Source organism: Oricola cellulosilytica (assembly GCF_019966575.1).
In the GTDB taxonomy this organism is placed as follows: Bacteria; Pseudomonadota; Alphaproteobacteria; order Rhizobiales; family Rhizobiaceae; genus Oricola; species Oricola cellulosilytica.
In genome coordinates this window covers 400,563-423,858 of record NZ_JAINFK010000001.1, presented here as the reverse complement: position 1 = coordinate 423,858, position 23,296 = coordinate 400,563, and the positions used below count along the sequence as shown (strand labels likewise).

Sequence of the window (23,296 nt, the reverse complement as noted above, 5' to 3'; positions counted from 1 at the left end):
GCCGGTCAGTCGAGGCGCCGGAGGTCTTCCATCGTAGGCATCGACATGATGCTGTAGCCGGAATCGACATAGTGGACCTCGCCGGTCACGCCGGACCCCATGTCGGAAAGCAGATACAACGCAGATTGCCCGATCTCGTCGATGTCCACCGTCCGGCGCAGCGGCGAATTGCGTTGCTGATAGCTGAACATCTGGCGGGCGTCGCCGATCCCGGCTCCGGCGAGCGTGCGCACGGGACCGGCCGAGATCGCGTTCACGCGCACGCCGTCGGGGCCGAAATCGGCCGCCAGGTAGCGCATGCTGGCTTCCAGCGCCGCCTTCGCCACGCCCATCACGTTGTAGTTCGGCATCACCCGGACCGATCCGCCATAGGTCAGCGTCAGCAGCGATCCCCCGGTGTTCAGCAAGGGGGCGGCCAGTTGGGCGACCTCCGTGAAGGAATAGGCCGAAATGACCATCGTGCGCACGAAATTGTCGCGCGTTGTAACATCGACGTAGCGGCCCTTCAGCTGCGTCCTGTCGGAAAACCCGATGGCGTGGACGAGGAAGTCGAGACTTCCCCATTCCGACTTCAGGCTCTCGAAAACCGCGGCGGTGCTGTCCGTGTCCTCCACATCGCAGGGCAACAGCAGCTTGCTGCCGATACTGTCGGCGAGCGGTTTGACCCGCCTGCCGAAGGCCTCGCCCTGATATGTAAACGCGATCTCGGCCCCCTGTGCCGCCACCGCCTTGGCGATCCCCCAGGCAATGGAGTGATCGTTCGCGACGCCCATGATCAGGCCGCGTTTTCCAGCCATCAAGCCCTTCATTCCGTATTTCCCTCTCGGTAGCGGCCGGTCAGCCGTTATAGCGCTGGAAGGCAAGGCAGGCATTGGTGCCGCCGAACCCGAACGAATTCGAAAGCACGCGGTCGATCGTGACGTCGTCCTGCCGCTCGCGGGCAATCGGCAGGTCGGCGAATTCCGGATCGATTTCGTCTATATGGGCGCTCTTGGCGACGAAGCGGTTCTTCATCATCAGAAGCGAATAGATTGCCTCGTGCACTCCGGTCGCGCCCTGCGAATGGCCGGTCAGCGACTTGGTCGCCGAGATCGGCGGGATGTTGTCCCCGAACACTTCGCGGATGGCCTGAACCTCCATCCGGTCGCCGACCGGCGTCGATGTGGCGTGCGGGTTGATGTAGTCGATTCCGTCGAGATGGGAGACGGCCTGGCGCATGCAGCGCACCGCGCCTTCGCCCGAAGGCGCCACCATGTCCGCGCCGTCCGAGGTCGCGCCGTAACCGACGATTTCGGCGACGATATTCGCTCCGCGGGCTTTCGCGCGCTCCAGCTCCTCGAGCACGAGTACGCCCGCTCCGCCGGCGATCACGAATCCGTCGCGCGCATTGTCATAGGCCCGCGACGCAACCTCCGGTGTCTCGTTGAAATCGGAGGAAAGGGCGCCCATCGCGTCGAAAAGGACGGACAGCGTCCAGTGCAGGTCCTCGCATCCGCCGGCGAACATCGTGTCCTGCTTGCCCAGCTGGATGGTTTCATAGGCGTTGCCGATGCAGTGGCTCGAAGTCGAACAGGCCGACGAGATCGAGTAGTTCACGCCCTTGATCTTGAACCAGGTCGCCAGCGTCGCCGACGCGGTCGACGACATCGCTTTCGGCACCACCGTGGGGCCTACCTTCTTCGGACCCTTCTCTCGGGTCACGTCAGCGGCCTGGACGATCGATTGCGTCGAGGCCCCGCCGGACCCCATGATGATCCCGGTCCGCTCGTTGGAGATGTCGGATTCTTCCAGACCCGCATCAGCGATTGCCTGATCCATCGCGACGTGGTTCCACGCCGTCCCGCCGCCGTGAAACCGCATGGCGCGGCGGTCGAGCAGCGTCGTCGGGTCGAGGTTCGGCTTGCCGTGAACATGCGACCGGAAGCCGAGTTCCTTGTATTCGGGGGCAAAGCTGATACCCGACCGCGCATTTCTGAGCGCGTCGGTCACTTCGTCGACATTGTCGCCGATGGACGAGACGATGCCCATTCCTGTTACGACCACACGTTTCATGAGAAGGCTCCCTGGCTAGGCCTGCCGCGCCGCCGGAGGCGCGGCGCATTTCATCCTGTCAGGCCGCTTTTTCCTTGGAAAGACCGACTTTCAGGTCCGTGGCCTGATAGATGGTCTCGCCGTCGGCTTTCAACCAGCCGTCCGCAATTCCGAGCACGAGGCGGCCGCGCATGACGCGCTTGAAGTCGACCCCATACTCCACCAGCTTGGTCTTCGGCGTCACCATGCCCTTGAACTTCACCTCACCGGTCGACAGCGCCATTCCGTAGCCCGGCTCGCCGAGCCAGCCCAGAAAGAATCCGGTAAGCTGCCACATCGCATCAAGACCCAGACAGCCGGGCATGATCTCATTGCCGATGAAGTGACAGGGGAAGAACCAGAGATCCGGCTTCACGTCCAGTTCGGCCCGGATGTAGCCCTTGTCGTAAGCGCCGCCGGTTTCGCTGACATCGGTGATCCGGTCGAACATCAGCATCGGCGGGGCCGGCAACTGGGCATTGCCCGGCCCGAACAGTTCTCCGCGCGCGCACGCAAGCAGATCTTCATACGTGTAGCTTGATTTCCGTTCGGCCATCCCCTGGAAAGTCCTTCTCGCCCGCGGTCCGCTTGCGCGCGCACCATGTCTTGCGGAGCCGTCCGGACCCCGCCTATTGATTGCTTTTGGCATAGCGAATATATGATCGATAGGGCAATAGACAGAAATAAATCTTGTCTTTGCACCCACTTGGCGCCAACGATCCAACGACTGGGTAGACAATTGAATCAGTCAGGAACGGAGATCCGACAGAGACTGCAGCAGGCCGGCCTCCGGCCGACGCGTCAGCGCGTGGCGCTTGCGGAATTGCTGTTCGCCAAGGGCAACCGTCATCTGGCGGCCGAAGATCTGCATTCCGAAGCGGTCGTCTCCGGGGTGCCGGTATCGCTGGCGACGGTCTACAACACGCTGCACCAGTTCACCGAAGCGGGAATGTTGCGCATCCTGTCGATCGAGGGGTCGCGCACCTATTTCGACACCAACACGTCCGACCACCACCATTTCTTCATCGAGGATGAGAACGCGGTGATCGACGTTCCGCTCTCGAATCTGAAGGTCGATAACATTCCCGAACCTCCCGAAGGGTTGGAAATCGCCAACATCGACATCGTGATCCGCCTGCGCCGCAAGGCCTGACGGTCCCCGCCATCACCGGATGACTTCGTCCGGATAGGCTCCCCACAGTTCCGCCTGGTTGACGAAACCGTTCAGCGAACGGCCGTCGAACGTCACCTCGAATTCGCACCATGCCCCGTCGCAGCTTTCGATGCTCCCGACGACGCCGGGCTCCAGGAAGGCGACCGCCCTGGCCTGTCCGGCCGGTGCGCTGTAGAGCGTGACCGTGTCTGCCATGTCGGAAGCCTGACGCCACGGCGATGCGATGGCGGTGCGCTTTCCCGACAGCAGCGAGCCATGGATCCAGCCGGTGGTGCCGTCAGCGTCGCGCACCCGGCGCCAGTTGTCGTACTCCTGGATGATCTCCATCGGGATCCCGTTCTTGAGATAGCGGTAGGCCACCGCGTAGTCCGGGCCTGGCCCGACGCGCAGATTGACGCGCGTCGCCTTCAGGCTGACGAAACGCGGCAGCGGCAGTCCGCTCGGCCCCTTGCCGATGGCGCTGGTGGTTTGCGCGCCCGCCATTTCGGGCGCGAAGGCCATCGGTAGCGCCAGCAGCATGGCTGCCGCGGCGGCGCGGACGGATATTGATACGGAGTTATGCAACGGCATGCTGGCGTCGTCCCCTGGAGCATGTATCGGCGTCGTGGCCCGGTCATTGTGGCAGCCGGCGGAGACGCTCGAAATTCTTTGTCATGAACCGGCCTCCTTGCTAGAGAAGCGGCGAACCGGTCAGTCCGCATTCTGGCCTTTCTTGGTTAACGACCGCTCAACGCCGTCTTCCGGCAACGCAATTTCCACCTGCCGAACAGGGAAACAGGATGCCTCTCAGCAGAAATCCGAAGGTTGTGATCACCCGGAAGCTGCCGGATCAGGTTGAGGCGCGGATGCGTGAACTGTTCGAGGTCAGCCTGAACGAGGACGATCGCCCCTTCTCGCGCGAGCAGCTTGCGGCCGCGCTGGCATCCGCCGAGGTGCTTGTCCCCACGGTCACCGACCGCATCGATGAGGACCTTCTGTCCGGGGCGGGTGCGCAACTGAGGCTGATCGCCAATTTCGGCAATGGCGTCGACAATATCGACGTCGCGGCGGCGCATGCGCGGGGCATCACGGTGACCAACACCCCCGACGTCTTGAGTCAGGACACCGCCGACATGGCGATGGCGCTGATTCTCGCCGTGCCGCGGCGCCTGACGGAGGGCGCCTCCGTTCTGACCGGCGAGGGCGACTGGCAGGGTTGGTCGCCGACATGGATGCTTGGCCGCCGCATCTCCGGGAAACGGCTGGGCATCATCGGTCTCGGCCGGGTCGGAATGGCGGTTGCCAAGCGCGCCGCGGCCTTCGGCCTGTCGATCAACTACCACAACCGGCACCGCATGTCGGAGGCCATCGAGCGCGAGCTCGGAGCGATCTGGTGGGAAAGCCTCGATCAGATGCTCGCCCATATGGACATCATTTCCGTCAACTGTCCGTCCACGCCGGCAACATTCCATCTGCTCTCGGCAAGGCGGCTCGAGCTGATGCAGCCGACGGCCTACATCGTCAATACCGCCCGCGGCGATGTCGTCGACGAGGAGGCGCTGATCCGGCTGATCGAGGATGGCAGGATCGCCGGCGCCGGACTCGATGTCTTCGAGCACGAGCCGACGGTCAATCCGCGTCTGCGCGCGCTCGCCCGCGCAGGAAAGGTCGTGCTTTCGCCCCATATGAGTTCGGCGACCATCGAAAGCCGCATCGAGATGGGTGAGAAGGTTATCATCAACATCCGCATGATGGCCGACGGCGACCGCCCGGCCGACCGCGTGCTTCCCAGCATGGTTTGATCAGCTCCGCCGCTTGTAACCCATCGTCTGGAAACGCACCGCAAGCGCATCGTATAGCAGGATCTTGCCGACCAGCGGCTCGCCCGCGCCGGTGATCAGCTTCAGCACCTCTACGGCCTGCAGGGTCCCGAGCACACCGGCGATGGCCCCGAGGATCCCGGCTTCGGCACAGCTCGGGATGCTGCCGGGAGGAGGCGCCTCGGGAAAGAGGTCGCGGTAGCGCGGGTTCGGGGTCCCGTCCGCCCCCTTCGTATGGGGCATCAGAACCGTCAGGCTCCCGTCGAAGCGCCCGAGGGCACCGGCGACCAGCGGCCGTTGGAGCTTCTCCGCCGTATCGGCGACCAGATAGCGCGTCTCGAAATTGTCCGAACCGTCGACGATGATGTCGTACCCCGCCATCACGTCTTGCGCATTGTCACCGGTCAGCCGCATGGCGTGCGTTTCCACCGTCACATGCGGATTCACGTCCGAAACACGGCTGGCGGCGCTTTCCGTCTTCGGCGCGCCGATGTCGCTTGTGCCGTGCAGGATCTGGCGCTGCAGGTTGGAAAGGCTGACCGCGTCATCGTCGACGATACCCAGCGTGCCGACCCCTGCGGCCGCGAGATAGAGCAGAACAGGGCTGCCCAAGCCTCCGGCGCCCACCATGAGCACCCGAGCGGATTTCAGCTTCTGCTGTCCCGGGCCTCCCACTTCGGGAAGGATAATGTGGCGGGCGTAGCGCTCGATTTCCTCGGGTTGCAGGGGCTTCTCGTCACGCATCGCTGATCTCGCTGTCATCTCGCAGGCCGCCGGTCTCGACCCGGAAGCGTTGCGCCCGGTCTTCAAGCGCATCGAACAGGCTTCGGTCCGTACCGGTCATGAACGCCTGCCCGCCGGCCGCGTCAACCTGCTCGAACAATGCTGCGCGCCTGAGCGGATCGAGATGCGCGGCGATCTCGTCGAGCAGCATGATCGGCGCCAGGCCTGAAACCGTGCGGGTAAGCCGGGCGTGGGCGAGCACCAGGCCGATCAGCAAGGCTTTTTGTTCGCCGGTCGAGCAGAGCGCGGCTGGCATGTCCTTTTGTCTGTGGCGGATCGCGAACTCCGCGCGGTGCGGGCCTGCGAGCGTCCTGCCCGCCGTCCGGTCGCGCATGCGCTGGTCGCGGAATATCCGCAGGAGCGCGTCCTCGATGTCTCCCGCCGGCATGCCCTCCCGGGCGTCGCGCTCCAGTGCGCCCTCGATCGCCAGCGATGCCGTAGGGAAGGGACGGTCCTCCCCATTGCCCTGCGCGATTATTCCGGTCAGCAATCCGGCCAGTTCCTGCCGGGCGGCGATCATTGCCGAGCCGAGCGCCGCCAGTTGCGCTTCCGCCGCATCGATCCACCCGTCGGACTGGCTGTCGCGGAAATCCTCAAGCAGCCGGTTGCGCTGGCGCATCGCCTTCTCGTAGTCCGCCGCGCGCCGCCCGTGCGCCGGGTCGATCGCCAGCACCATCCGGTCGAGAAACCGCCGGCGGTCGGCGGCGGGGCCGGTGAACAGGCCGTCCATCGAGGGCGTCAGCCAGATGACCCGGCAAAGCTCCAGCAGTTCGTCGGCGCTTTTCGCGGTGGTGCTGTTGATGCGCACCTTGCGCTGCAGCGCGTCGCCGGGCGCGGTGCCGGTGCCTATGATCGTTGCATCTCCGTCCCGCTCCAGCGTCACATTGACGGCGAACCCCGCATTTGAGCCGGCCATGGCCACGTCCGCGAGTTGCGCACGCCGAAGGCCGCGTCCAGGAGAGAGGAATGAGACCGCCTCCAGGAGATTGGTCTTGCCCGCGCCGTTCGGCCCCGTCAGTACGACGTGTTTGGCTGCGAAGGCAACGGAAAGGCTCGCATAATTGCGGAACGCGCTCAGCTTGAGGGACGAAAGATGGCTGTCGAGGGCCATGTCAGCCGGAGGCGTTTCGATGCCGGATAGGAATATCCCCGGTCACACCCGCATCGGCATCAGGACATAGAGCGACTTTTCGTCCGCAGTGTCGAAAATCAGCGTCGGCGATCCCGCATCGGCAAGCGTGAACTTGACGTCGCTTCCAGAGAGCTGGTTGGTGACGTCGAGCAGGTAACGGGCGTTGAAGCCGATCTCCATCGGGTCGGATTCGTAGCCGACGGCCAGTTCTTCCGTGGCCGAGCCGGAATCCGGATTGTTGACGGTCAGCGTCATCTGGCCGTCGCTCAGCGCCAGCTTGACTGCGCGTCCGCGTTCGCTCGACACCGTCGACACGCGGTCGACGGCGGCGGCAAACGTCTGGCGGTCAACCATCATGTCCTTGTCGTTTCCGGTTGGAATGACGCGCTGATAGTCGGGGAATGTGCCGTCGATCAGTTTCGAGGTCAGCACGATCGCGCCGATCGTGAAGCGGATCTTGCTGTCGGAGAGCTCGATCGTCACCGCCACGTCCGGATCGTCCATCAGCTTCTGGATTTCGCCCACCGTCTTGCGGGGAACGATGATGCCCGGCATCGATTCCGCGCCGTTCGGCGCAGCGGTTTCGCAGCGGGCGAGGCGGTGCCCGTCGGTGGCCACGGCCCGCAGCACGATGTCGTCGTCGTGTTCGGCGGTGTGCAGGTAGATGCCGTTCAGATAGTAGCGCGTCTCCTCGGTCGAGATCGCAAACTGCGTCCGGTCGATCAATTCCTTCAGAACGGTGCTGTCGAGCCGGAAAGTGTGCGTGAATTCGCCGGCGGTCAGTTCCGGGAAGTCCGATTGCGGCAGGCATTGCAGCTTGAAGTTCGAACGCCCGGAGACGACCGTCATCGTGTTGCCGTCGGCGTCGGTCGACAGCATGACCTCCGTTCCGTCCGGCAGCTTGCGCACGATGTCGTAGAGCAAGTGGGCTGCGACCGTTGTCGCGCCCGACTGTTCGACCACGGCCGGCGTCGCCTCGTTGATTTCGAGGTCGAGGTCGGTCGCCTTCATCTCCAGGCTCGCACCTTCCGCCTTGAGGAGCACGTTGGACAGGATCGGAATGGTGTTGCGCCGCTCTACCACCCTGTGCACGTGGTTCAGGGATTTCAGCAGATTGGCTCGCTCGAGGGTGACACGCATTTTTCGCAGTCCGCTTGGGTATGATCATTCATGGCAGGCCAGCCGGGAGATCAATGGGCGTCCGACGGCGAATTCATCCGAATTCACCGGCGCTTCGTCCCCGCCGGTTTGGATCGCGAATGTGGCGGCTCGCGGTGCGAAAAGCAAGCGCCGACAGGTCGTCCGGCGGCCCGGCGAAGGCAAAGTTTGGGGAAAAATGAAAACCCCGCCCGCGTGGCGCGGACGGGGTTGGTCGATCACTCCTGGATCAGCCGTTTTAGCAGTTCGAGTTCCTTCGCGAGCTGCGCGTCGTCGGCGATCATGCCCTCGACCTTGCGCACCGCGTGCAGCACGGTGGTGTGGTCCCGCCCGCCGAAGCGCCTGCCGATTTCGGGAAGCGAACGGGGCGTCATCATCTTCGCCAGATACATCGCGATCTGACGCGGCTTGACGATCACGCGCGTGCGCCGGTTTGACAGCATGTCCGTTCGTGACACGTTGTAATGGCTCGAAACCTGCCGCTGGATGTCTTCTATCCGGATCTTGCGCGGCTCTTCCGAGCGCACAAGGTGTCCGAGAATGTCGTCGACCCGGTCGATCGAGAGATCGGGTTCGAACGAATGGCGGAACACGAGCTGGTTGAACGCCCCTTCCAGTTCCCGAAAGCTCGACGTCACGTTCTGCGCGACATGGGCAAGCACGTCTTCCTTGATCTCGAGCGAATGATCCTCGCGTTGGGCATTCTCCAGACGCTGTTTCAACATCGCCAGGCGCATCTCGAAATCGGGTGCGCCGATCTCCAGTGCTACGCCCCCCTGAAGCCGCGAACGCACCCGCGGATCGAGCGATTCCAGTTCGTGGGGCGGGCGGTCCGCCGCAACGACGACCTGCCGCGCGCTGTCGAGCAGCGTGTTGATCAGATGGCAGAATTCCGACTGGATCTTCTTGCCCTGCAGGAACTGCATGTCGTCGATGATGAGGAGATCGATATCGTGCAGGGTTTCCTTCAGCAGCAGCGCGCTGTTGTCGCGGATCGCGCTGGCGAAGCGCCACATGAAATATTCCGCCGTCAGATAGACGACCCGCTTCTTCGGCTCGGCCTCTAATACGCCGTTGGCGATCGCCTGCAGCAGATGGGTCTTTCCCAGACCCACTGAGGCATAGAGGAAAAGCGGGTTGAAACGGGCGGCATTCGCGCCTTGATCGGCACCGGCTTTCGCTGCAGCCATGGCCACGCGGTTCGACTTGCCTTCGACGAAATTGTCGAAGGTGTAATGCGGGTCGATGGGCGATCCGATCAGCTTGCCGCTGGTGTTGAGTTCGGCGAGCGCCCCGGTACGGGAGGGCTTTGCCCGATCCGGAGAAAACACGGATCGGGCGATCGCCTGGCCGCCCTTGACCGGGGCCGGAGCGCCCTGGGCCGCCTGGCTTGCCGGCCTGGCCGACGGCTTGGAGGCGCTGCGCACCACGATCTCGACCTGCATGACTTCCGGCAGTTCCGCCTTCCAGAAGGTGGTGAGGTCATCGATGTAGTGGCTGTTGATCCAGGAGCGCAGGAAGGCCGTAGGCACCGACATGCGCACCATGTTGCGCGTGGCGGAATCGAGTTTCAGGCGTCCGAACCAGCTGTTGAAGACGTCTGCGCCGATCTTTGCGCGGAGTTTCTGCTGCACCCGGTCGAAGGATTTGTCGTGTTCCACGGTCTTTACGTCAACGATATCCTGCGAGCCACACGGCTCGCTCTTCGCGGCCTTTTTCAAGTCGTCCCCCCTTGCAATGCTTGCGACGGTTCTGACGACTTCCCGTGTTGCGAGTATCCCTGGCGCTGCGGCGTGTCCCTCGAAGTGTCCGCGCGAACCCTCATTATCGTACCTCATCAATCCTCTCTCAGTCGCCCTGTTCGTCAGAATTCTCAAAAATAAAAGTGTCGCGCTCCGGTTTGTCCGGAGTTCGTGTTTGCTTTCCGTATTACTCTTCCAATCTTCCCCCCTCGATATTCTGGAGACACACGTCTCCGGTCGCGAAACCTGCGTTTCCCGTGGCGTCTTGCTTGCAGTTTTTGACGTGACGGGCCCTCACCCGCCGCAGGACAAAATCCCGATTGCACGCGCTTTGCGGTTGTCCGGGAACCCCCGATTTAAGCACGCCCCGTGTTTCGCTCAGGCCGTTTGTCTGATGGAGGCAAGATACCTAATTCAGTCATCACCGATCAAGGTGTGTAAATTGATTTTTAGGGAATCATTTGGCTTGAAAATGGGCTCGAACTGCGCATGAGTCGCCCGCCGGAATGGTAAATGTTTGGGATTCCACAGATTCTCTCCCGGGCGCTTAAAATGGCCCAAAACCATTTATTTTTTTAAGCCGCCACGGTACCCGCAAATTGTTGCAATTCCGCAACGGAACAGATTTACCTTAGGTTCGGCAAGGCGATAACTCTCTGAACTGATTTGGTTTTTTCGGACGGAGGATCCGGTTGCGTGAATCTTGCAACAGTATGACGTCGCACCATCTGCCTGGCGTCATCGCCTAAGGCTTTGCGCTGACACGTGAATCCGGAACCATCCACAATGGCTGAAGGCAGCGGCCGGAAAGCAAAAAAAAGCCCGGCTGAAACCGGGCTTGCATTCATTAGGCGGGTAATGGAATTCAGTTCGCGATAGCCTTCACCCGGGAGGCCAGGCGAGAGATTTTGCGCGACGCGGTATTCTTGTGCAGCACGCCCTTCGAGGCGGCGCGCATGATCTCCGGCTGGGCGTTCTTCAGCGCGTCGCTGGCGGCTTTCGCGTCGCCCGCGGCAATCGCTTCCTCGACCTTGCGCATGAAGGAGCGGATGCGCGAGCGGCGATTGGTGTTGACGGCGGTGCGGCGGGCGATCCTGCGCACCGACTTCTTGGCCGAAGGCGTATTGGCCATGCGTTCCTCTTTCTGTTGTTCGGGGCCTTGCCGCCTCTGCTGGCGCCTGCAAGGCAGACAAAATCATAATGGCGACCCACCGGCCGCCAAGGTGCGCGGTCTATACGCTCAAATCCGGGATGCGTCAACGTCCCCGTAACGTCTCAGCGGTTCTTGAAGTTCGGGGACCGCTTTTCCGCGAACGCGGCCATCCCCTCCTTCTGGTCTTCGAGCGCGAACATCGAATAAAAGACGCTGCGTTCGTAGCGCAGGCCTTCCGCAAGCGTGGTCTCGAAGGCGCGGTTGACGGCGTCCTTCGTCATGATCACGGACGGCCTTGAGAACGTCGCGATCCTTTCCGCGACGCTCATCGCCTCCTCCACCACGTCGTGGTCGGGAACCACCCGGGCAACCAGTCCCGAACTCTCGGCCTCGGCCGCGGTCATGTGTCGCCCCGTGAGGCACATCTCCATCGTCTTGGCCTTGCCGATGGCCCGCGCGAGGCGCTGGGTTCCCCCGATGCCGGGCATGACCCCCAAGGTGATTTCCGGCTGGCCGAACTTGGCGCTTTCTCCGGCGATGATGAAGTCGCACATCATCGCCAGTTCGCAGCCGCCGCCGAGTGCGTAGCCGGCAACGGCAGCGATCACGGGCTTGCGGGACGCGGCGAACCGATCCCACACGGATATGAAGTCGTTCATCAGCACGTCGACATACTCGAGCGACTGCATCTCCTTGATGTCGACACCGGCGGCGAAGGCCTTTTCGGACCCGGTGATCACGATTGCCCCGATGTTGTTGTCGCCGTCGAATTTCTGCACGGCGTCGAGCAGTTCCTGCGCAAGCTCGGCGTTGAGGGCGTTCATTGCTTTCGGTCGGTTAAGCGTGATCAGACCGACCTCGCCGCGCTTTTCGGCAAGAATAGTCTCGTAGGCCATCAGGAGTCTCCGTTGGGGGATGGATGCATCGCCGTCACTTCTGGCATGACGGACAATGGAAAGTCGAGCGCCCGTTCTGCACGGTCCGGCGGATCGTTCCGCCGCAGCCTTCGCGGGGGCAATCCGCGCCCTCGCGGTCGTAGACCGAGAACCGGTGCTGGAAATAGCCGAGCGATCCGTCTGCATGCATGTAGTCTCGCAGCGACGACCCGCCGGCAGCGATCGCATCGGCGATCACCTCGCGGACCGCCGTGGCGAGGCGCCGGCACCGTTCTGTCGGCCTGCCGTCCTTGCGCACGAGCGTTCGCGCCAGGCGCTTGGGCGAAAGCTGCGCTCTCCAGAGCGCCTCGCACACATAGATATTGCCCAGGCCCGCGATGTTCTTCTGGTCCAGCAGGGCCGCCTTCAGCGGCGCCTGGCGTCCGGCGAGCAACGCCGCCAGCGTCTCGCCGTCGAGCGCGTTGCCGGTTGGCTCGATACCGAGCGAGCGAAGGTGCGGGTGGGCGTGCATGTCGGCGCGGCTGGTGAGGAACATGAAGCCGAAGCGCCTCGGGTCGTTGTAGACGATGCGGTGCCCCGCGCCGCTCTCGCTCGTCACGTGCAGAACGACATGGTCGTGCGCCGCCAGCTTCGAGCGCTCGTGATGGAAAACGCCGGGCATCACCTTGACGTCATCCTGCTCGATGCGAAATGAGCCGGACATGCCCAGATGACAGACCAGGACGGCGCCATCCTCCAGTTCGATCGTGAGATATTTTGCGCGGCGGCCGAGCGCGGTGATCCGTTTGCCCGTCAGGATGGACGCCAGATCGGCGGGCAGCGGAAACCGCAGGTCCGGCCGATTCATCTCGACGGCCGTAATCCGTCCCCGCTCCATCGCCGGCTGCAGCCCGCGCCGGACGGTCTCGACTTCCGGCAGTTCAGGCATCGCGGCTCAGTTCGCCCAGAAACGAGGTTCCGTGCCGGCCCGCCGGGAGGCCCAGATGCGCGGCGATCGTCTCGCCGATATCGGCAAAGGTTGTGCGCAGCCCGACCGAACCGGGCTTCAGCCCGGGACCGGCGCAAAGGATAGGCACGCGTTCCCTTGTGTGATCGGTTCCGCTCCACGTCGGATCGCAGCCATGATCGGCGGTGATGATCATCAGGTCGCCTTCGCGCATCTTTGCGGTCATTTCCGGCAGCCGCTTGTCGAAGGCTTCGAGTGCGGCGGCGTAGCCTGCCACGTCGCGGCGGTGCCCGTAGAGCATGTCGAAGTCGACGAAATTGGTGAATACGAGATCGCGGTCGCCGGCTTCGTCCATCGCCTCGAGGGTGGCCTCGGCGAGCGCCATGTTGCCGGAGGCCTTGCGCAGCTTGGTAATCCCCTGATGCGCGAAGATGTCGGCAATCTTGCCCACCGCGAGAACCCGGCCGCCGGCTTCTGTCAGGCGGTCGAGCAGCGTCGGCTCGGGCGGGGGCACGGAATAGTCGCGGCGGTTGCCCGTCCGCTCGAAATTCTCCGCGGCGCTGCCGACGAAGGGGCGGGCGATCACGCGGCCGATATTCAGCGCGTCCACATGCCTGCGGACGGTTTCGCACAGCGCGTAGAGCCGCTCGAGGCCGAAACTCTCCTCGTGCGCGGCGATCTGGAAGACCGAGTCGCCGGACGTATAGAAGATCGGCTTGCCGCTGCGCATGTGCTCCTCCCCGAAGGCGGCTATGACCTCGGTTCCCGATGCATGTTTGTTGGCGAGCGACCCGTCGAGATTGCCGTCGGCGTATATCGCCGCGAGCAATTCGGCGGGAAATGCGGGAATCTCCTGCGGAAAGTACCCCCAGTCGAACCGCACGGGAACGCCGGCGATCTCCCAGTGGCCCGACGGTGTGTCCTTGCCGTTGGAGACTTCGTCCGAGGCGCCCCAGACGCCGGCGAGGGGGCCAGGCTCGATGCCATCCGGCAATCCTTCCGGCGAGGCGGCTCTCACCGCGTGAAGAAGGCCGAGAGAGGCCAGGTTGGGCACGTCGAGGGGACCGGCACGCAGGTCCGCCCTGTCGGCCTTTCCGCTCTTCGCGTGCGCGAGGATATGGCCGACCGTATTGGACCCGGCGTCGCCGAACCTGGCGGCGTCGCTGGCGCCGCCGATTCCGACCGAATCGAGCACGAAAAGAAAGGCGCGTCTTGCGCGGCTGCCATTAATGCCTGGCGTCATCGAAACTCGCGTTCTACTTGTTGCCGCTACGGGGAGGAGGCCGGGCTGCGGCCCGCGACGCCCGGCATCGGCAGTGGAGATCGAACATGGCACCCCGACACGGTCGAAACAAGATGATGGCGCTGGCGTCCGTCGTTCTGTGTTGTCTTTTGTCCGCACCCGCATCGGCGGACTGGCGTGAGGATCTGGGCACCTTCCGCATCGGCATCGCGATGCGGAATGGTGAGAGCTATCCGCCTGGCCGTTTCGAGGAGTTCCGCAAGGCGGTGTCCGAAACACTTGCCATGCCGGTGGAGATATTCCAGGCCCGCGACGCGCTGGCGCTGATCGACGCACAGGCGTCGTCGCGCATCGAATATTCCGTGCTTTCCGCGATGGGCTACGCGACCGCCTATGAACTGTGCCAATGCATCGAGCCGATCGCCGCCCCGGTCAGCACCAGCGGAGCAAGCGGAATCCGGTCGATCCTCCTCGCCGACAAGGCACGTGCCGCCCGGACTGTCGATCTCGGAAAGGTCACGATTGCGGCCGGCCCGGCCGGCGCGCTCGGCGGCGATCTGCTGCCGACGGCCGGTTTCTTCTGGCGGGGAAAGGCATTGGCGGAATCGGGGCTGGATATCGTTATGACGCCCGGTATCACGGAGACGTTGGAGATGCTGGTGGACGGCCGGGTCGCCGCCGCGTTCCTCTGGGAATATGTCCGCCCCGGCGCCGCGACCTCGTTCGGCGGCGGGCCGAAGGCGAGGCTCGCGGAAATGTCGGATGCGCAGTACGGCGTTCTCTGGCGGTCGCGCCCGGTGCGTTTCGGCCCACACGCCATCCGGCGAGATCTTCCCTCGGAGGTGAAGACGGCGCTTCGCCGGATGCTGCTATCGCTTGATGAAGACCGCCCGCTCGCTCATGACGCCATCTCGCCCCTGTTGGGCGGCGGTTTCGAGGCCGCGGCCCATGATGACTACCGCACCGTACTCGGCCTCGTGCCGGCGGTCGTCGAAGGAGGGGGAGACTGAAGCGCGTTGGAGTGCCCGACGGAAGAACGGCTTCATCCGGCCAGGAACTGCCTCAGCAGTCTATGCAGGTGATGTCGGCCCCGTAGCGCGGGCGGAGAATGTAGGATTCTGCCATCTCGATCACCCCGACGCCGTTCTTGATGCTGCCGACGGTATCGCCGATGAGCCAGCTGACCACGGGGGCGTAGTCGATTCTCGTGTCGACCCGAACGAGAAACGTGTCGTTGATCTGCAGCTTTGCCGGGACGTCGACATCCGAACCTTTGGCCCACCCCGGCTTGAACGTGCCCTGGTCGTATCGACGTGACCAGACAACCTTGCCGCCCTTCGGGTAGCTTGTGTCCACATCGATGCCGATGACGACGATATCCGGCCTGCGGCTGACATAGGGAAAGAGAACCGCCTCGCCGATTCCCATGATCTGTTCGAGATCGGCCTTGCTCACCTCCTGCTGCTGCGTGACCAGGTCGGCCACCGTCGACGCCACACGCGAGACCTTCTTGTTGACCACGACACCGGCGGACATTTCCATGGTCCCCAGATACATCGCGAGCATCAGCGGCACGATCAGTGCGAATTCGACCGCCGCCACGCCCCGCTTGTCCTGCAGCACGGGTTGGCGCGCCAGACGACCCAGCGCCTTTGAAAGGTGCTCGCGAACCCGATCGGTTGTTTTCGTAATGCGCACGATCAGAAGCCTTCGTTTTTCCACGTCACCGTGGCGTACAGGAGGGTCTTGTTGTCCGGAAGGTTCGACATATGGGCTTTCAGCATGTCGGTCATCACGGGCCAGCGGTAGAAGACGCGCAATGAATTAATGGTGCCTGCCCCGCCGACATTGTAGCCGAAACCGGTGACATCGATGTCGCCGGTCAGATCTATCGGGAGCGACGTGGGAACGGCGGCGAAGCTGGTGTAGTTTTGCAGGTCATAGACCAATTCGGGGCAGCCGCCGCCCACCATGATCGATATTTCATTGCACAGAAGGTTTCTGAATGTCGTTTCGTCGGTGTTCGCCGCCGTCAGCTGACCTGTCTGAAACTGTCGGCCGAGCTTGGACGCGGCACGGTTGATCACCTCCTCGGCCGTAAACGAAACCGTGGATTCAAGAATTGCGAAGGCCAGCATTGCGAACGGGATGGCCAGCATCGAGAACTCGATGGCGGTGGCGCCACGGCGGTCCTTCTCCAGTCTTTCGACCAGGCGGCGTATGCGTGTTCTTAGCTGGTAAGTACGATCTGCCATCGGTTCCCCGAACCTTGGATAGCTTTCGATTGTATGTCGAAATGATTGAGGATTGGTTTGCGTGGCCGGGTGATGGTGGGGAGCGGGTTAAGCCGCTGTTAAGCTTCTGCGCCGCGCTGGCCCCTGTTGAAGTGGCGCGGTTTTATCAAGATGCGTCCCGTTCAGTTTCCGGTGTCATTCGCCTCGGCGATGGCGCGTATCGACTGAAGCTCGGCCTCCGTCAAATAGGCTTTCTCGCAGAACGGCTCGCACGACAGCGTTTCGATCTCGGCCTGGCGGTAGATTCTGAGGGCGGCACCGTTCTCGCGGGAGACGGCGATGCGTTCGTCGAGAATCGGATTTCCGCCGGCATCGAGGATGACGAGATTGGTCTGGCCGAAACCCCGCCCGGTGAGCACGAGAGTCTGCGCGTCGCGTACCGTGGCGTCGGCAATTTCGGGATTGCCGATGATGACCGTTGCCGCAGCGGACGACAGCTTCACGATCTTGGCATGGTTCATGACGACGTGGATGCCCGCCGGAATGGCCTCGTTCCCTGGCATGGCTGCCGCCGGCATGTAACCGCTCGGGGGCGGCATGCCTATCGACGGGGACGCCGCCGGGGTGTCTAGATCGGCCGCTCGCACTCCGTTTGCCGGAAGGCAGAGGCTTGCCGCGACGGCTGCTGACGAGATGAAGCGGTTGCCCGTGAACATGATGCACTCCTGGAGACGCGAACGGGCTGCAGTATCCCTTTCAAACATGAACGAAGATTTAACCATAAGCTCCCCGGAGCGCGCCTCCCTGCAGGCAGTGCTCTGCCGGGGTAAGTGAAACGTTTGGTTCACCACTTCCGCGTTCTCGGGGCATTAATATTTCGGAAACCTCGTTCGTTAAGTCGGGAGCAACACGGTGACGCTAAGTTGGGTCCACTCGATCAGCGCCACCAGAAGTGTTGACGCGGGTGTTGCAAAAAATAGAAACAGGACCACGACCATGTTTGCACGTTTCATGAAGGACGAGTCGGGGGCCACCGCGATTGAGTACGGCTTGATTGCAGCCCTTGTTTCGGTGGCGGTCATCAGCGGCGCCACTGTGCTCGGCACAACTATTAACGCCAAGCTCGGCGCAATTGCCACGACCATCGGCTAGATGGCTCGGCAACAGGCTGCGGTCGCGCGGCGCTTCACACATACGAGGCGGCCTGTCTCCAGACGGAGGCGGGCCGCTCTGCATTGATATCGAGCCGCTGGTGGACGATGGGCGGCGGCTGTGAACTAATGCCCCCGAGTGCGGGCAAGGCCGGTTTGGGAATGATGGCCGAGGGGAAATTGGTGACGATAACGCCGGTGATCTTGTGCGGCGGCGCGGGTTCCCGCCTGTGGCCGATGTCGCGCGACGACAAGCCCAAGCAGTTCCACGCCCTTGTCAACGACCGCTCGCTGCTGGTGAACACGCTCGAGCGCATGGTGCCAGCCATCCGCGGTCTGCAGTTCCGTCCCGCCCATGTAATCGGCTCGGCGGCGCTCGTGGAAACGCTCGAGCGCGACGTCGCCCGCGCGTCCGTATCGCCGGAATTGATCGTGCTCGAACCCAGCATCCGCGATACCGCCGCCGCGATTGCCGCCGCCACCGCCACGATCGGCGCTGAAGACCCCGACGAATTCATTATCGTGCTGCCCTCCGATGCCCGCATCGACGATGTCCACGGATTTCAGGACACTGTCGCGGCTGCCGCCCGCCTTTCCCGCGAGACCGACGCCATCATGACGATCGGCATTCCGCCGGTCCGCGCCGAAACGCAATACGGCTATATCGAGAAGGGCGAGGCGCTGGGCGAGGGCTTCCGCGTCACCCGCTTTCGCGAGAAACCCGATCACCAGACCGCCGAGCATTATCTTGCCAGCGGCGACTTTCTCTGGAACGCCGGAATCTTTCTGTTCCGCGCCGGCCGGCTTGCCGACGAGTACCGCCGGCTCCAGCCCGAGATCTGGGCATGCGCGTCGCGTGCGGTGCGTAACGGGCGGCGGGAGGGCGCCAGGCTGTTTCTCGATCCGGCGGCGTTTGCCGCGTCGCCGAAGCTTTCGATCGACTATGCAATCATGGAAAGCGCCGGAAATATCGGCGTGGTCGAGGCCCGGTTCGACTGGGACGATCTCGGCTCGTGGGCGCAACTCTATGCGGGAGCCGAAAAGGATTCCCGCGGCAACGCCCTGTCGGGTGACGTCATCACGGTCGACGCCGGAGACAATCTGGTGCGCGCGCGCGGCGCCACGATCGCCATCGCCGGTGTAGACGATCTTGTCGTTGTTGCCGAGGACAACAAGATTCTCGTAACCCGCAGGGACACCACCCATCTGGTCAAGAACGTCACCCAGGTGTTCAAGACCCGCGGCGACGACACCCTGCCGTCCACGGTGAAATCCTGGCTGTTCGAGACGGCTCTGCCCTACTGGGCCGAGCGCGGCATCGACCGCGAATTCGGCGGCGTACACGAGGCGCTCAATTTTGACGGCACGCCGGCACCCCACCTGTCGAAGCGCCTGCGCGTTCTCGCCCGCCAGATCTACGCGTTCTCCTACGCGAAACTGATGGGCTGGGAGGGCGACGCCGAGGGCGTCCTGCGTCATTGCTTCGATACCCTCGTCAACACCGGCTGGCACGAAGAGGGCGGCTGGATCCATCTCTTCAATCCCGATGGCACGGTTCAGGACACCACGCGCGACACCTACGACCATTGCTTCGTGTTGCTTGGCCTCGCCTGGCTGCACCGGGCCACCGGCTGGCCGGAGGCGCGCCTGTGGGCCGACCGCACCGTCGCCTTCATGGACGCCTGCCTCGCCGATCACGGCAATGGCGGTTACTACGAGAGCATCGACCGCAAGCTGCCGCGCCGCGCCAACCCCCATATGCATTTCCTCGAGGCGATGATCGCCTGGTACGAGGCGACGGGCGAGGAACAGTTTCTCGACCGCGCCCAGGCCATGGTCCGGCTGTTCGACCGGCACTTCTTCGACAAGTCGACCGGCACGCTGAGCGAGTTCTTCAAGGCCGACTGGTCCATCAGCCGCGAGACCGCCGAGGAGACACGCATCGAGCCGGGACACCATTACGAATGGGCGTGGCTGCTGATGCGCTATCTCGATCACCGCGACACGCCAAGGGTCGGCGCCAAGGCGCGCCAGCTCTTCGCGGCCGCGGCGACATTCGGCCATCACGCCTCGACAGGCGCCGCGGCGAACGGCTTGCAGCCGGATGGATCGGCGGTTGAGAAACATGCGCGCCTGTGGCCGCAGACGGAGGCCCTCAAGGCGGCGCTGGTGTTCGAGAAGCGCGGGCTGGGCTCGGCCGCCGCGTTGCGCCGGCGCATCTTCGACGTGCTGTTTGCTTATTACCTCAACGGTCCGGTGCCGGGCGGCTGGTACGACGCCATCGACACCGACGGCTACGTCACCGCCCCCGACATGCCGTCATCGAGCTTCTACCACGTGATGTGCGCGCTGGGCGAATACGCCGGGCAGTGACTCAAGCGCTCTGGCGTTCGTCCCGGGCCAGCGCCGGGTCGAGCACTTTCGGACGGAACAGCACGTCGATCGGCTTCTCGCGCGCGATCTGCCGGGCGAGGGCGGCCGAAGCCTCTTCGCCGAAGGTCTGCTCCCATTCGCGCAGCACCGGCCGGTAGGTGCCGAGCGCGGTCATCGCCGCCGTCTTCTGTTCGCGCGAGGCGTGTGCCTGCAGCTTGACCGCCAGGCAGATCAGCCCGTCGGTCTCCCCGTATCCGGCATCGTTGACCGGCACGGCGATCACCGCATGATCGCCGAGGAAGCCGCAATGCAGCGCATTGTCGTCGAGCGCGCTGCCGAGAACCCCGAGCGGCTTGGCTGCGGTGCGGTAGGCGGCGAGCGCCTTGGCCTTCGCGGCACCCGACGCACGGACTGCCGGCCCGTCGCCTTCGTCCGTTACATGCAGCAATTCGGCCCATTCGATCTCGTCGATCAGCCGCGACACCGAGGCCAGGACCTTGCGGTTAGCAAAGCTCATCCGGCTGTCGGCGACGCCGAGGGCCGCGAGGCTGTCGCGCACCGCCGATGACAGGGCGTCCTCCGGGCGGCTGGTGCCGACGGTGACTGTCTTGGCCTGGTGGCGGATCGTGTCGACGGGGCGCGACGTCTCCTCGAACGCCTTGCGCACGGTTTCCTCCGCGGCTTCGGCGATGGCGCGCTGCGCGGCTGTGTCGCCTTCCGCCTTGCGCAGGTCGCGGGCAAGACCGGCGAGCGCCGCGAGATGGTTGGCCCCGAGCCCGGAATTGAAGTCGCCCGCGGCGCCCTGATCGATAAAGTCGTCGAGCGCGCCGAGAAGCGCGTCCGGGTCTGCCTCGGCATCGCCCATGGCGAGCAGGCCGAGGTCGGAGGCGATCGCCTTCAACGTCTGCGCGGCGCGGTCGATGGCCCGGGCCGCGTGGAAGCCGAACAGGTGTCCGGCCACCGTTGCTAGAATGAAGGCCAGGTCGCCGCCGATCTTCGGCAGGGGAATCACCCGTTCGGCGTTTTCGGCAAACGCCTGGGCGTCGGCGCCCTCGGTCGCAAACACGATCGGCCGTCCGTTATGCGCCTTGAAGATGGCCACTTCCTTGACCACGTCGCCGGCGAGATCGCCCGGCAGGTCGTTGGCGATCACCAGCGTCAGCGGCTCGGTCGAAAGGTCGATATGCTTCTTGTCCTCGGTGTAGTCGACCGGGATCGACTTGTAGCACAGCTCCGACAGCTTGATGCGGATCTCCAGCGCGGCGATATGGTTCATGCCCGAGCCGGTGACCGCCCAGTAGCGCGCTCGCGGCGCCAGCGTCCGAGCGCATTCGGCGATGTGCTCCTCGGTCGCCAGAACCTCGCCGATAAGCGCCGGAAGCCGTTCCAGTTCGCTGGTCTCGTGCGCGATCTCGACTTCGGTCATCGTGTTCATCGCGGCGGCGAGAAACAGCGCCGTCAGCTTGCCCGCCGTCAACTGTGAATAGAACGCCTTGGTCGAGGCGACCGACATTTCCACATCGCGCCCGTCCGAGGTGAACAGCACGGAATCCGACTTCCGCACGAGGTCGGAATTGCGCCGGTTGACGATGGCGTGGATGAACGCGCCGCGTTCGCGCGCCAGGTCGACGGCGCGGTTGGTATCGGTCGTGGTGCCCGATTGCGAGATCGCGATCACCAGCGCGTGGGCGAAATCGAGACTGTCGATCTCCGCCGACATTTCCGACGACCGCAGCGCCCGGACCGGCACCGCCTTGCGCAAATCGCGGGCGAGCGCCCGCTCGATCAGATGCGCGATACCGACGGCGGCGACGCCGGCCGTTCCCTGTCCGATGACATGGATCCGTGTCACGCCCTTGCGGACGGCCTCGCGCATCGGCGCCCAGATATCGGCCGGCAGGTCGTCGAACGCGATCAGTCCGGCCTGGCGTCGGTAGCGACCGCGCAGCGTCTTGGCGACGCTCTCCGGTCCATCGTGGATTTCCTTCTCCAGATAGAAGTCGAAATCGCCGCGATAGATGTCCCGCGCATAGATCTGGATCGGTTCGGCCTTGAGGGCCACCTTGGTACCCTCGCTCGCGCTGCGCATCACGGGGGTGTCGGAATCGCCGTTCAGTTCGATCACCGAGCCGCCCGCGACCGAGCGCGCCAGATTGAACGAGGACCGCGCCAGGTTGCACAGCCCATAGACTTCGGAAGCGAATATCCAGCCGTCGGCGAGCCGCGCCGCATGCAGCCCCTGGCCGGAACCTTTCTGCGCGAGAAAGGCGTCGCCCGGCTGGCTGGGGTCGATGCATCCGATCGCGATCGAGCCGTCGAGGCGCCGGATGGCGTTGCGGAAACGGTCGAGCAGGTCCTTGCCGTCGGTTCCGGCCGCACGGTGCGCGATCGGGATGATCTTCGCATCCGTCGTGATCGCCGGATCGACCGCCATCTGCCGGTTGGTCACCAGTTCGCCGAGCAGTTCGACATGGTTGTCGACATCGCCGTTCAGGGCGTACATCGCCCCGAGCGATATGCCTGCGCCGCCCTGTTCGTCCTGCACCAGCGAGGCGTTGTGCGGGTGGCAGTTGGCGACCGAGATGATGCCGTGCGAGGCCCATCTTGTGTGCGACAGTACGCTGGCCCGCAGCGCATTGGCGGCGAGCGCCCACAGCAGGTCGTCGGCGCGGATCGCCTCTCGTAGCGCCGTTCCGTTGTCACCCAGACGGCCCACGAGATTGGCGGTCTTGTAGACGAATGTCAGGGTCCGCCGCCCGCCGCCATTGTCGTGCTGATAGACCGCGCCGTGTTCGGCATGGATCTGCGCCGCGCGGGTCGCGAGCGCGTCCGCATGGTCGCCGTCGAGCGCGCTGATGGTTGCCTCGTCGAGCTGGACCTGGATGGCGATTCCGGCCGAGTCGCGCCCGCGGACTTCCAGCCGGTCGATGGAACGCAGCACGGCCTCGGTGGCCAGCGCCACCTTGATCGCGTTGTTGTCCGGCGACAGGCTGTCCGGCCGCGTCAGCGATGCGGCCTCCAGCGACTGGCGGACCAGTTCCTCGCGCAACTGCCATTCGTGGTCCCGCAGGCTTTCGATCAGCGGGTCGAGATCGGTGCGTCCGGCCTTCGACAGCTCCGTCAGCGCCGAGGTCTGTGCCGCGAACGCGTCAGCGAGCGCGGTCACCTCGCCGCGGAACGTCTCGTTGAATACGATTTGCGCCGCCGTACCGAACGACATCAGCGCCGGGAAGCGCTCATGCAGTGTTTCGACTGCCCGTTGCAGGTCGTCGGCGGCAGCAAGACCCTCGGGCAGAGCTCCCGTGTCGTGCGACAGTTTCGTCAGCCATGCGCAATCCGCCCTGGATTGCCCGAATGGCCCGGTCACGAAACCAGCGATTCCACACATGTCAGTCCCCCGAATGGTCAGGATCCGGCGCTCCATGAGATTTGACGCCCGGTC

21 protein-coding genes are annotated in these 23,296 nt (G+C 64.0%); 5 read left to right on the top strand and 16 right to left on the bottom strand.

All coding sequences use genetic code 11. From position 1 onward, the window contains the following. Positions 1 to 5: 5 nt before the first annotated feature. The 3 genes from fabI to fabA are packed head-to-tail and all read right to left on the bottom strand — an operon-like array spanning position 6 to position 2,626. On the bottom strand, positions 6 to 809 hold the full coding sequence (gene fabI / locus LC298_RS01965) for an enoyl-ACP reductase FabI (RefSeq protein ID WP_131565147.1): 804 nt from the start codon (positions 807 to 809) through the stop codon (positions 6 to 8). 28 nt (positions 810 to 837) lie between these two features. Continuing rightward, on the bottom strand, positions 838 to 2,052 hold the full coding sequence (fabB, locus tag LC298_RS01960; protein ID WP_131565149.1) for a beta-ketoacyl-ACP synthase I: 1,215 nt from the start codon (positions 2,050 to 2,052) through the stop codon (positions 838 to 840). 58 nt (positions 2,053 to 2,110) lie between these two features. Then, positions 2,111 to 2,626 carry a 3-hydroxyacyl-[acyl-carrier-protein] dehydratase FabA gene (gene fabA / locus LC298_RS01955; RefSeq protein WP_131565150.1) on the bottom strand — a complete coding sequence of 172 codons (516 nt, stop codon included), beginning with the start codon at positions 2,624 to 2,626 and terminating at the stop codon, positions 2,111 to 2,113. A gap of 183 nt (positions 2,627 to 2,809) precedes the next feature. Here fabA and irrA point away from each other — a divergent pair, with 183 nt between their 5' ends. Then, positions 2,810 to 3,223: an iron response transcriptional regulator IrrA gene (gene irrA / locus LC298_RS01950; RefSeq protein ID WP_223385496.1), complete on the top strand. Its 414-nt coding sequence runs from the start codon at positions 2,810 to 2,812 to the stop codon at positions 3,221 to 3,223. A 12-nt stretch (positions 3,224 to 3,235) separates the two neighbouring features. On the opposite strand, the gene LC298_RS01945 is transcribed toward irrA, so the two are convergent. Continuing rightward, positions 3,236 to 3,814 carry an SH3 domain-containing protein gene (locus tag LC298_RS01945; RefSeq protein WP_131565154.1) on the bottom strand — a complete coding sequence of 193 codons (579 nt, stop codon included), beginning with the start codon at positions 3,812 to 3,814 and terminating at the stop codon, positions 3,236 to 3,238. Positions 3,815 to 4,023: 209 nt separating this feature from the next. Between LC298_RS01945 and LC298_RS01940 the strand changes: the two genes are divergently transcribed. Continuing rightward, entirely contained in the window at positions 4,024 to 5,025 is a 1,002-nt protein-coding gene (locus tag LC298_RS01940) for a 2-hydroxyacid dehydrogenase (protein ID WP_131565156.1), read from the top strand. Here LC298_RS01940 and LC298_RS01935 read toward each other — a convergent pair whose 3' ends face one another. From LC298_RS01935 to LC298_RS01900, 8 genes are all read right to left on the bottom strand, one after another. After that, complete coding sequence (locus LC298_RS01935; protein ID WP_131565871.1) at positions 5,026 to 5,787, bottom strand: HesA/MoeB/ThiF family protein; 762 nt, start codon at positions 5,785 to 5,787, stop codon at positions 5,026 to 5,028. Next, positions 5,780 to 6,937 carry a DNA replication/repair protein RecF gene (gene recF / locus LC298_RS01930; protein WP_131565158.1) on the bottom strand — a complete coding sequence of 386 codons (1,158 nt, stop codon included), beginning with the start codon at positions 6,935 to 6,937 and terminating at the stop codon, positions 5,780 to 5,782. The genes LC298_RS01935 and recF overlap by 8 nt, the downstream gene beginning before the upstream one ends. A 42-nt stretch (positions 6,938 to 6,979) precedes the next feature. Further along, positions 6,980 to 8,098, bottom strand: coding sequence for a DNA polymerase III subunit beta (dnaN, locus tag LC298_RS01925; protein ID WP_131565160.1), 1,119 nt, complete (start codon positions 8,096 to 8,098; stop codon positions 6,980 to 6,982). 236 nt (positions 8,099 to 8,334) lie between these two features. Further along, positions 8,335 to 9,954: a chromosomal replication initiator protein DnaA gene (gene dnaA, locus LC298_RS01920; protein ID WP_131565162.1), complete on the bottom strand. Its 1,620-nt coding sequence runs from the start codon at positions 9,952 to 9,954 to the stop codon at positions 8,335 to 8,337. 769 nt (positions 9,955 to 10,723) lie between these two features. Continuing rightward, positions 10,724 to 10,990: a 30S ribosomal protein S20 gene (rpsT, locus tag LC298_RS01915; protein ID WP_131565164.1), complete on the bottom strand. Its 267-nt coding sequence runs from the start codon at positions 10,988 to 10,990 to the stop codon at positions 10,724 to 10,726. A 143-nt stretch (positions 10,991 to 11,133) separates the two neighbouring features. Continuing rightward, the gene (locus LC298_RS01910; protein ID WP_131565166.1) at positions 11,134 to 11,907 is read right to left on the bottom strand and encodes an enoyl-CoA hydratase; all 774 of its coding nucleotides are present in this window, start codon (positions 11,905 to 11,907) and stop codon (positions 11,134 to 11,136) included. A 34-nt stretch (positions 11,908 to 11,941) separates the two neighbouring features. Beyond that, the gene (mutM, locus tag LC298_RS01905; protein WP_131565168.1) at positions 11,942 to 12,835 is read right to left on the bottom strand and encodes a bifunctional DNA-formamidopyrimidine glycosylase/DNA-(apurinic or apyrimidinic site) lyase; all 894 of its coding nucleotides are present in this window, start codon (positions 12,833 to 12,835) and stop codon (positions 11,942 to 11,944) included. Continuing rightward, entirely contained in the window at positions 12,828 to 14,096 is a 1,269-nt protein-coding gene (locus tag LC298_RS01900) for a phosphopentomutase (RefSeq protein WP_131565170.1), read from the bottom strand. The genes mutM and LC298_RS01900 overlap by 8 nt, the downstream gene beginning before the upstream one ends. Before the next feature lie 86 nt (positions 14,097 to 14,182). On the opposite strand from LC298_RS01900, the gene LC298_RS01895 reads away from it, so the two are divergent. Beyond that, positions 14,183 to 15,106 (top strand): phosphate/phosphite/phosphonate ABC transporter substrate-binding protein, encoded by a 924-nt coding sequence (locus LC298_RS01895; RefSeq protein ID WP_131565172.1) that lies wholly within the window; start codon positions 14,183 to 14,185, stop codon positions 15,104 to 15,106. Positions 15,107 to 15,158: 52 nt separating this feature from the next. Here LC298_RS01895 and LC298_RS01890 read toward each other — a convergent pair whose 3' ends face one another. The 3 genes from LC298_RS01890 to LC298_RS01880 form a co-directional block, all read right to left on the bottom strand. Beyond that, positions 15,159 to 15,794, bottom strand: a complete 636-nt coding sequence (locus LC298_RS01890) for a TadE/TadG family type IV pilus assembly protein (protein ID WP_131565174.1) — start codon at positions 15,792 to 15,794, stop codon at positions 15,159 to 15,161. Positions 15,795 to 15,796: 2 nt separating this feature from the next. Further along, the gene (locus LC298_RS01885; protein WP_131565176.1) at positions 15,797 to 16,351 is read right to left on the bottom strand and encodes a TadE/TadG family type IV pilus assembly protein; all 555 of its coding nucleotides are present in this window, start codon (positions 16,349 to 16,351) and stop codon (positions 15,797 to 15,799) included. A gap of 161 nt (positions 16,352 to 16,512) precedes the next feature. Further along, entirely contained in the window at positions 16,513 to 17,046 is a 534-nt protein-coding gene (locus LC298_RS01880; protein ID WP_317851168.1) for a pilus assembly protein N-terminal domain-containing protein, read from the bottom strand. Between the two features lie 280 nt (positions 17,047 to 17,326). Here LC298_RS01880 and LC298_RS01875 point away from each other — a divergent pair, with 280 nt between their 5' ends. After that, a complete protein-coding gene (locus LC298_RS01875; protein WP_131565178.1) occupies positions 17,327 to 17,482 on the top strand; it encodes a Flp family type IVb pilin in 156 nt (51 codons plus the stop codon). A gap of 128 nt (positions 17,483 to 17,610) precedes the next feature. Further along, entirely contained in the window at positions 17,611 to 19,854 is a 2,244-nt protein-coding gene (locus tag LC298_RS01870) for an AGE family epimerase/isomerase (protein WP_199223176.1), read from the top strand. A 1-nt stretch (position 19,855) separates the two neighbouring features. On the opposite strand, the gene LC298_RS01865 is transcribed toward LC298_RS01870, so the two are convergent. Beyond that, positions 19,856 to 23,242, bottom strand: coding sequence for an SIS domain-containing protein (locus LC298_RS01865; RefSeq protein WP_158284675.1), 3,387 nt, complete (start codon positions 23,240 to 23,242; stop codon positions 19,856 to 19,858). Positions 23,243 to 23,296 lie beyond the last annotated feature (54 nt).

Coding starts and splice junctions, on each gene's coding strand:
- mutM (WP_131565168.1), bottom strand. CDS start 12,835: ATGCCTGAACTGCCGGAAGTCGAGACCGTCCGGCGCGGGCTGCAGCCG.
- LC298_RS01870 (WP_199223176.1), top strand. CDS start 17,611: ATGCCCCCGAGTGCGGGCAAGGCCGGTTTGGGAATGATGGCCGAGGGG.
- LC298_RS01865 (WP_158284675.1), bottom strand. CDS start 23,242: ATGTGTGGAATCGCTGGTTTCGTGACCGGGCCATTCGGGCAATCCAGG.
- rpsT (WP_131565164.1), bottom strand. CDS start 10,990: ATGGCCAATACGCCTTCGGCCAAGAAGTCGGTGCGCAGGATCGCCCGC.
- LC298_RS01945 (WP_131565154.1), bottom strand. CDS start 3,814: ATGCCGTTGCATAACTCCGTATCAATATCCGTCCGCGCCGCCGCGGCA.
- LC298_RS01885 (WP_131565176.1), bottom strand. CDS start 16,351: ATGGCAGATCGTACTTACCAGCTAAGAACACGCATACGCCGCCTGGTC.
- dnaN (WP_131565160.1), bottom strand. CDS start 8,098: ATGCGTGTCACCCTCGAGCGAGCCAATCTGCTGAAATCCCTGAACCAC.
- LC298_RS01895 (WP_131565172.1), top strand. CDS start 14,183: ATGGCACCCCGACACGGTCGAAACAAGATGATGGCGCTGGCGTCCGTC.
- LC298_RS01910 (WP_131565166.1), bottom strand. CDS start 11,907: ATGGCCTACGAGACTATTCTTGCCGAAAAGCGCGGCGAGGTCGGTCTG.
- fabB (WP_131565149.1), bottom strand. CDS start 2,052: ATGAAACGTGTGGTCGTAACAGGAATGGGCATCGTCTCGTCCATCGGC.
- LC298_RS01880 (WP_317851168.1), bottom strand. CDS start 17,046: ATGTTCACGGGCAACCGCTTCATCTCGTCAGCAGCCGTCGCGGCAAGC.
- dnaA (WP_131565162.1), bottom strand. CDS start 9,954: ATGAGGTACGATAATGAGGGTTCGCGCGGACACTTCGAGGGACACGCC.
- LC298_RS01900 (WP_131565170.1), bottom strand. CDS start 14,096: ATGACGCCAGGCATTAATGGCAGCCGCGCAAGACGCGCCTTTCTTTTC.
- LC298_RS01935 (WP_131565871.1), bottom strand. CDS start 5,787: ATGCGTGACGAGAAGCCCCTGCAACCCGAGGAAATCGAGCGCTACGCC.
- recF (WP_131565158.1), bottom strand. CDS start 6,937: ATGGCCCTCGACAGCCATCTTTCGTCCCTCAAGCTGAGCGCGTTCCGC.
- fabA (WP_131565150.1), bottom strand. CDS start 2,626: ATGGCCGAACGGAAATCAAGCTACACGTATGAAGATCTGCTTGCGTGC.
- LC298_RS01875 (WP_131565178.1), top strand. CDS start 17,327: ATGTTTGCACGTTTCATGAAGGACGAGTCGGGGGCCACCGCGATTGAG.
- fabI (WP_131565147.1), bottom strand. CDS start 809: ATGAAGGGCTTGATGGCTGGAAAACGCGGCCTGATCATGGGCGTCGCG.
- LC298_RS01940 (WP_131565156.1), top strand. CDS start 4,024: ATGCCTCTCAGCAGAAATCCGAAGGTTGTGATCACCCGGAAGCTGCCG.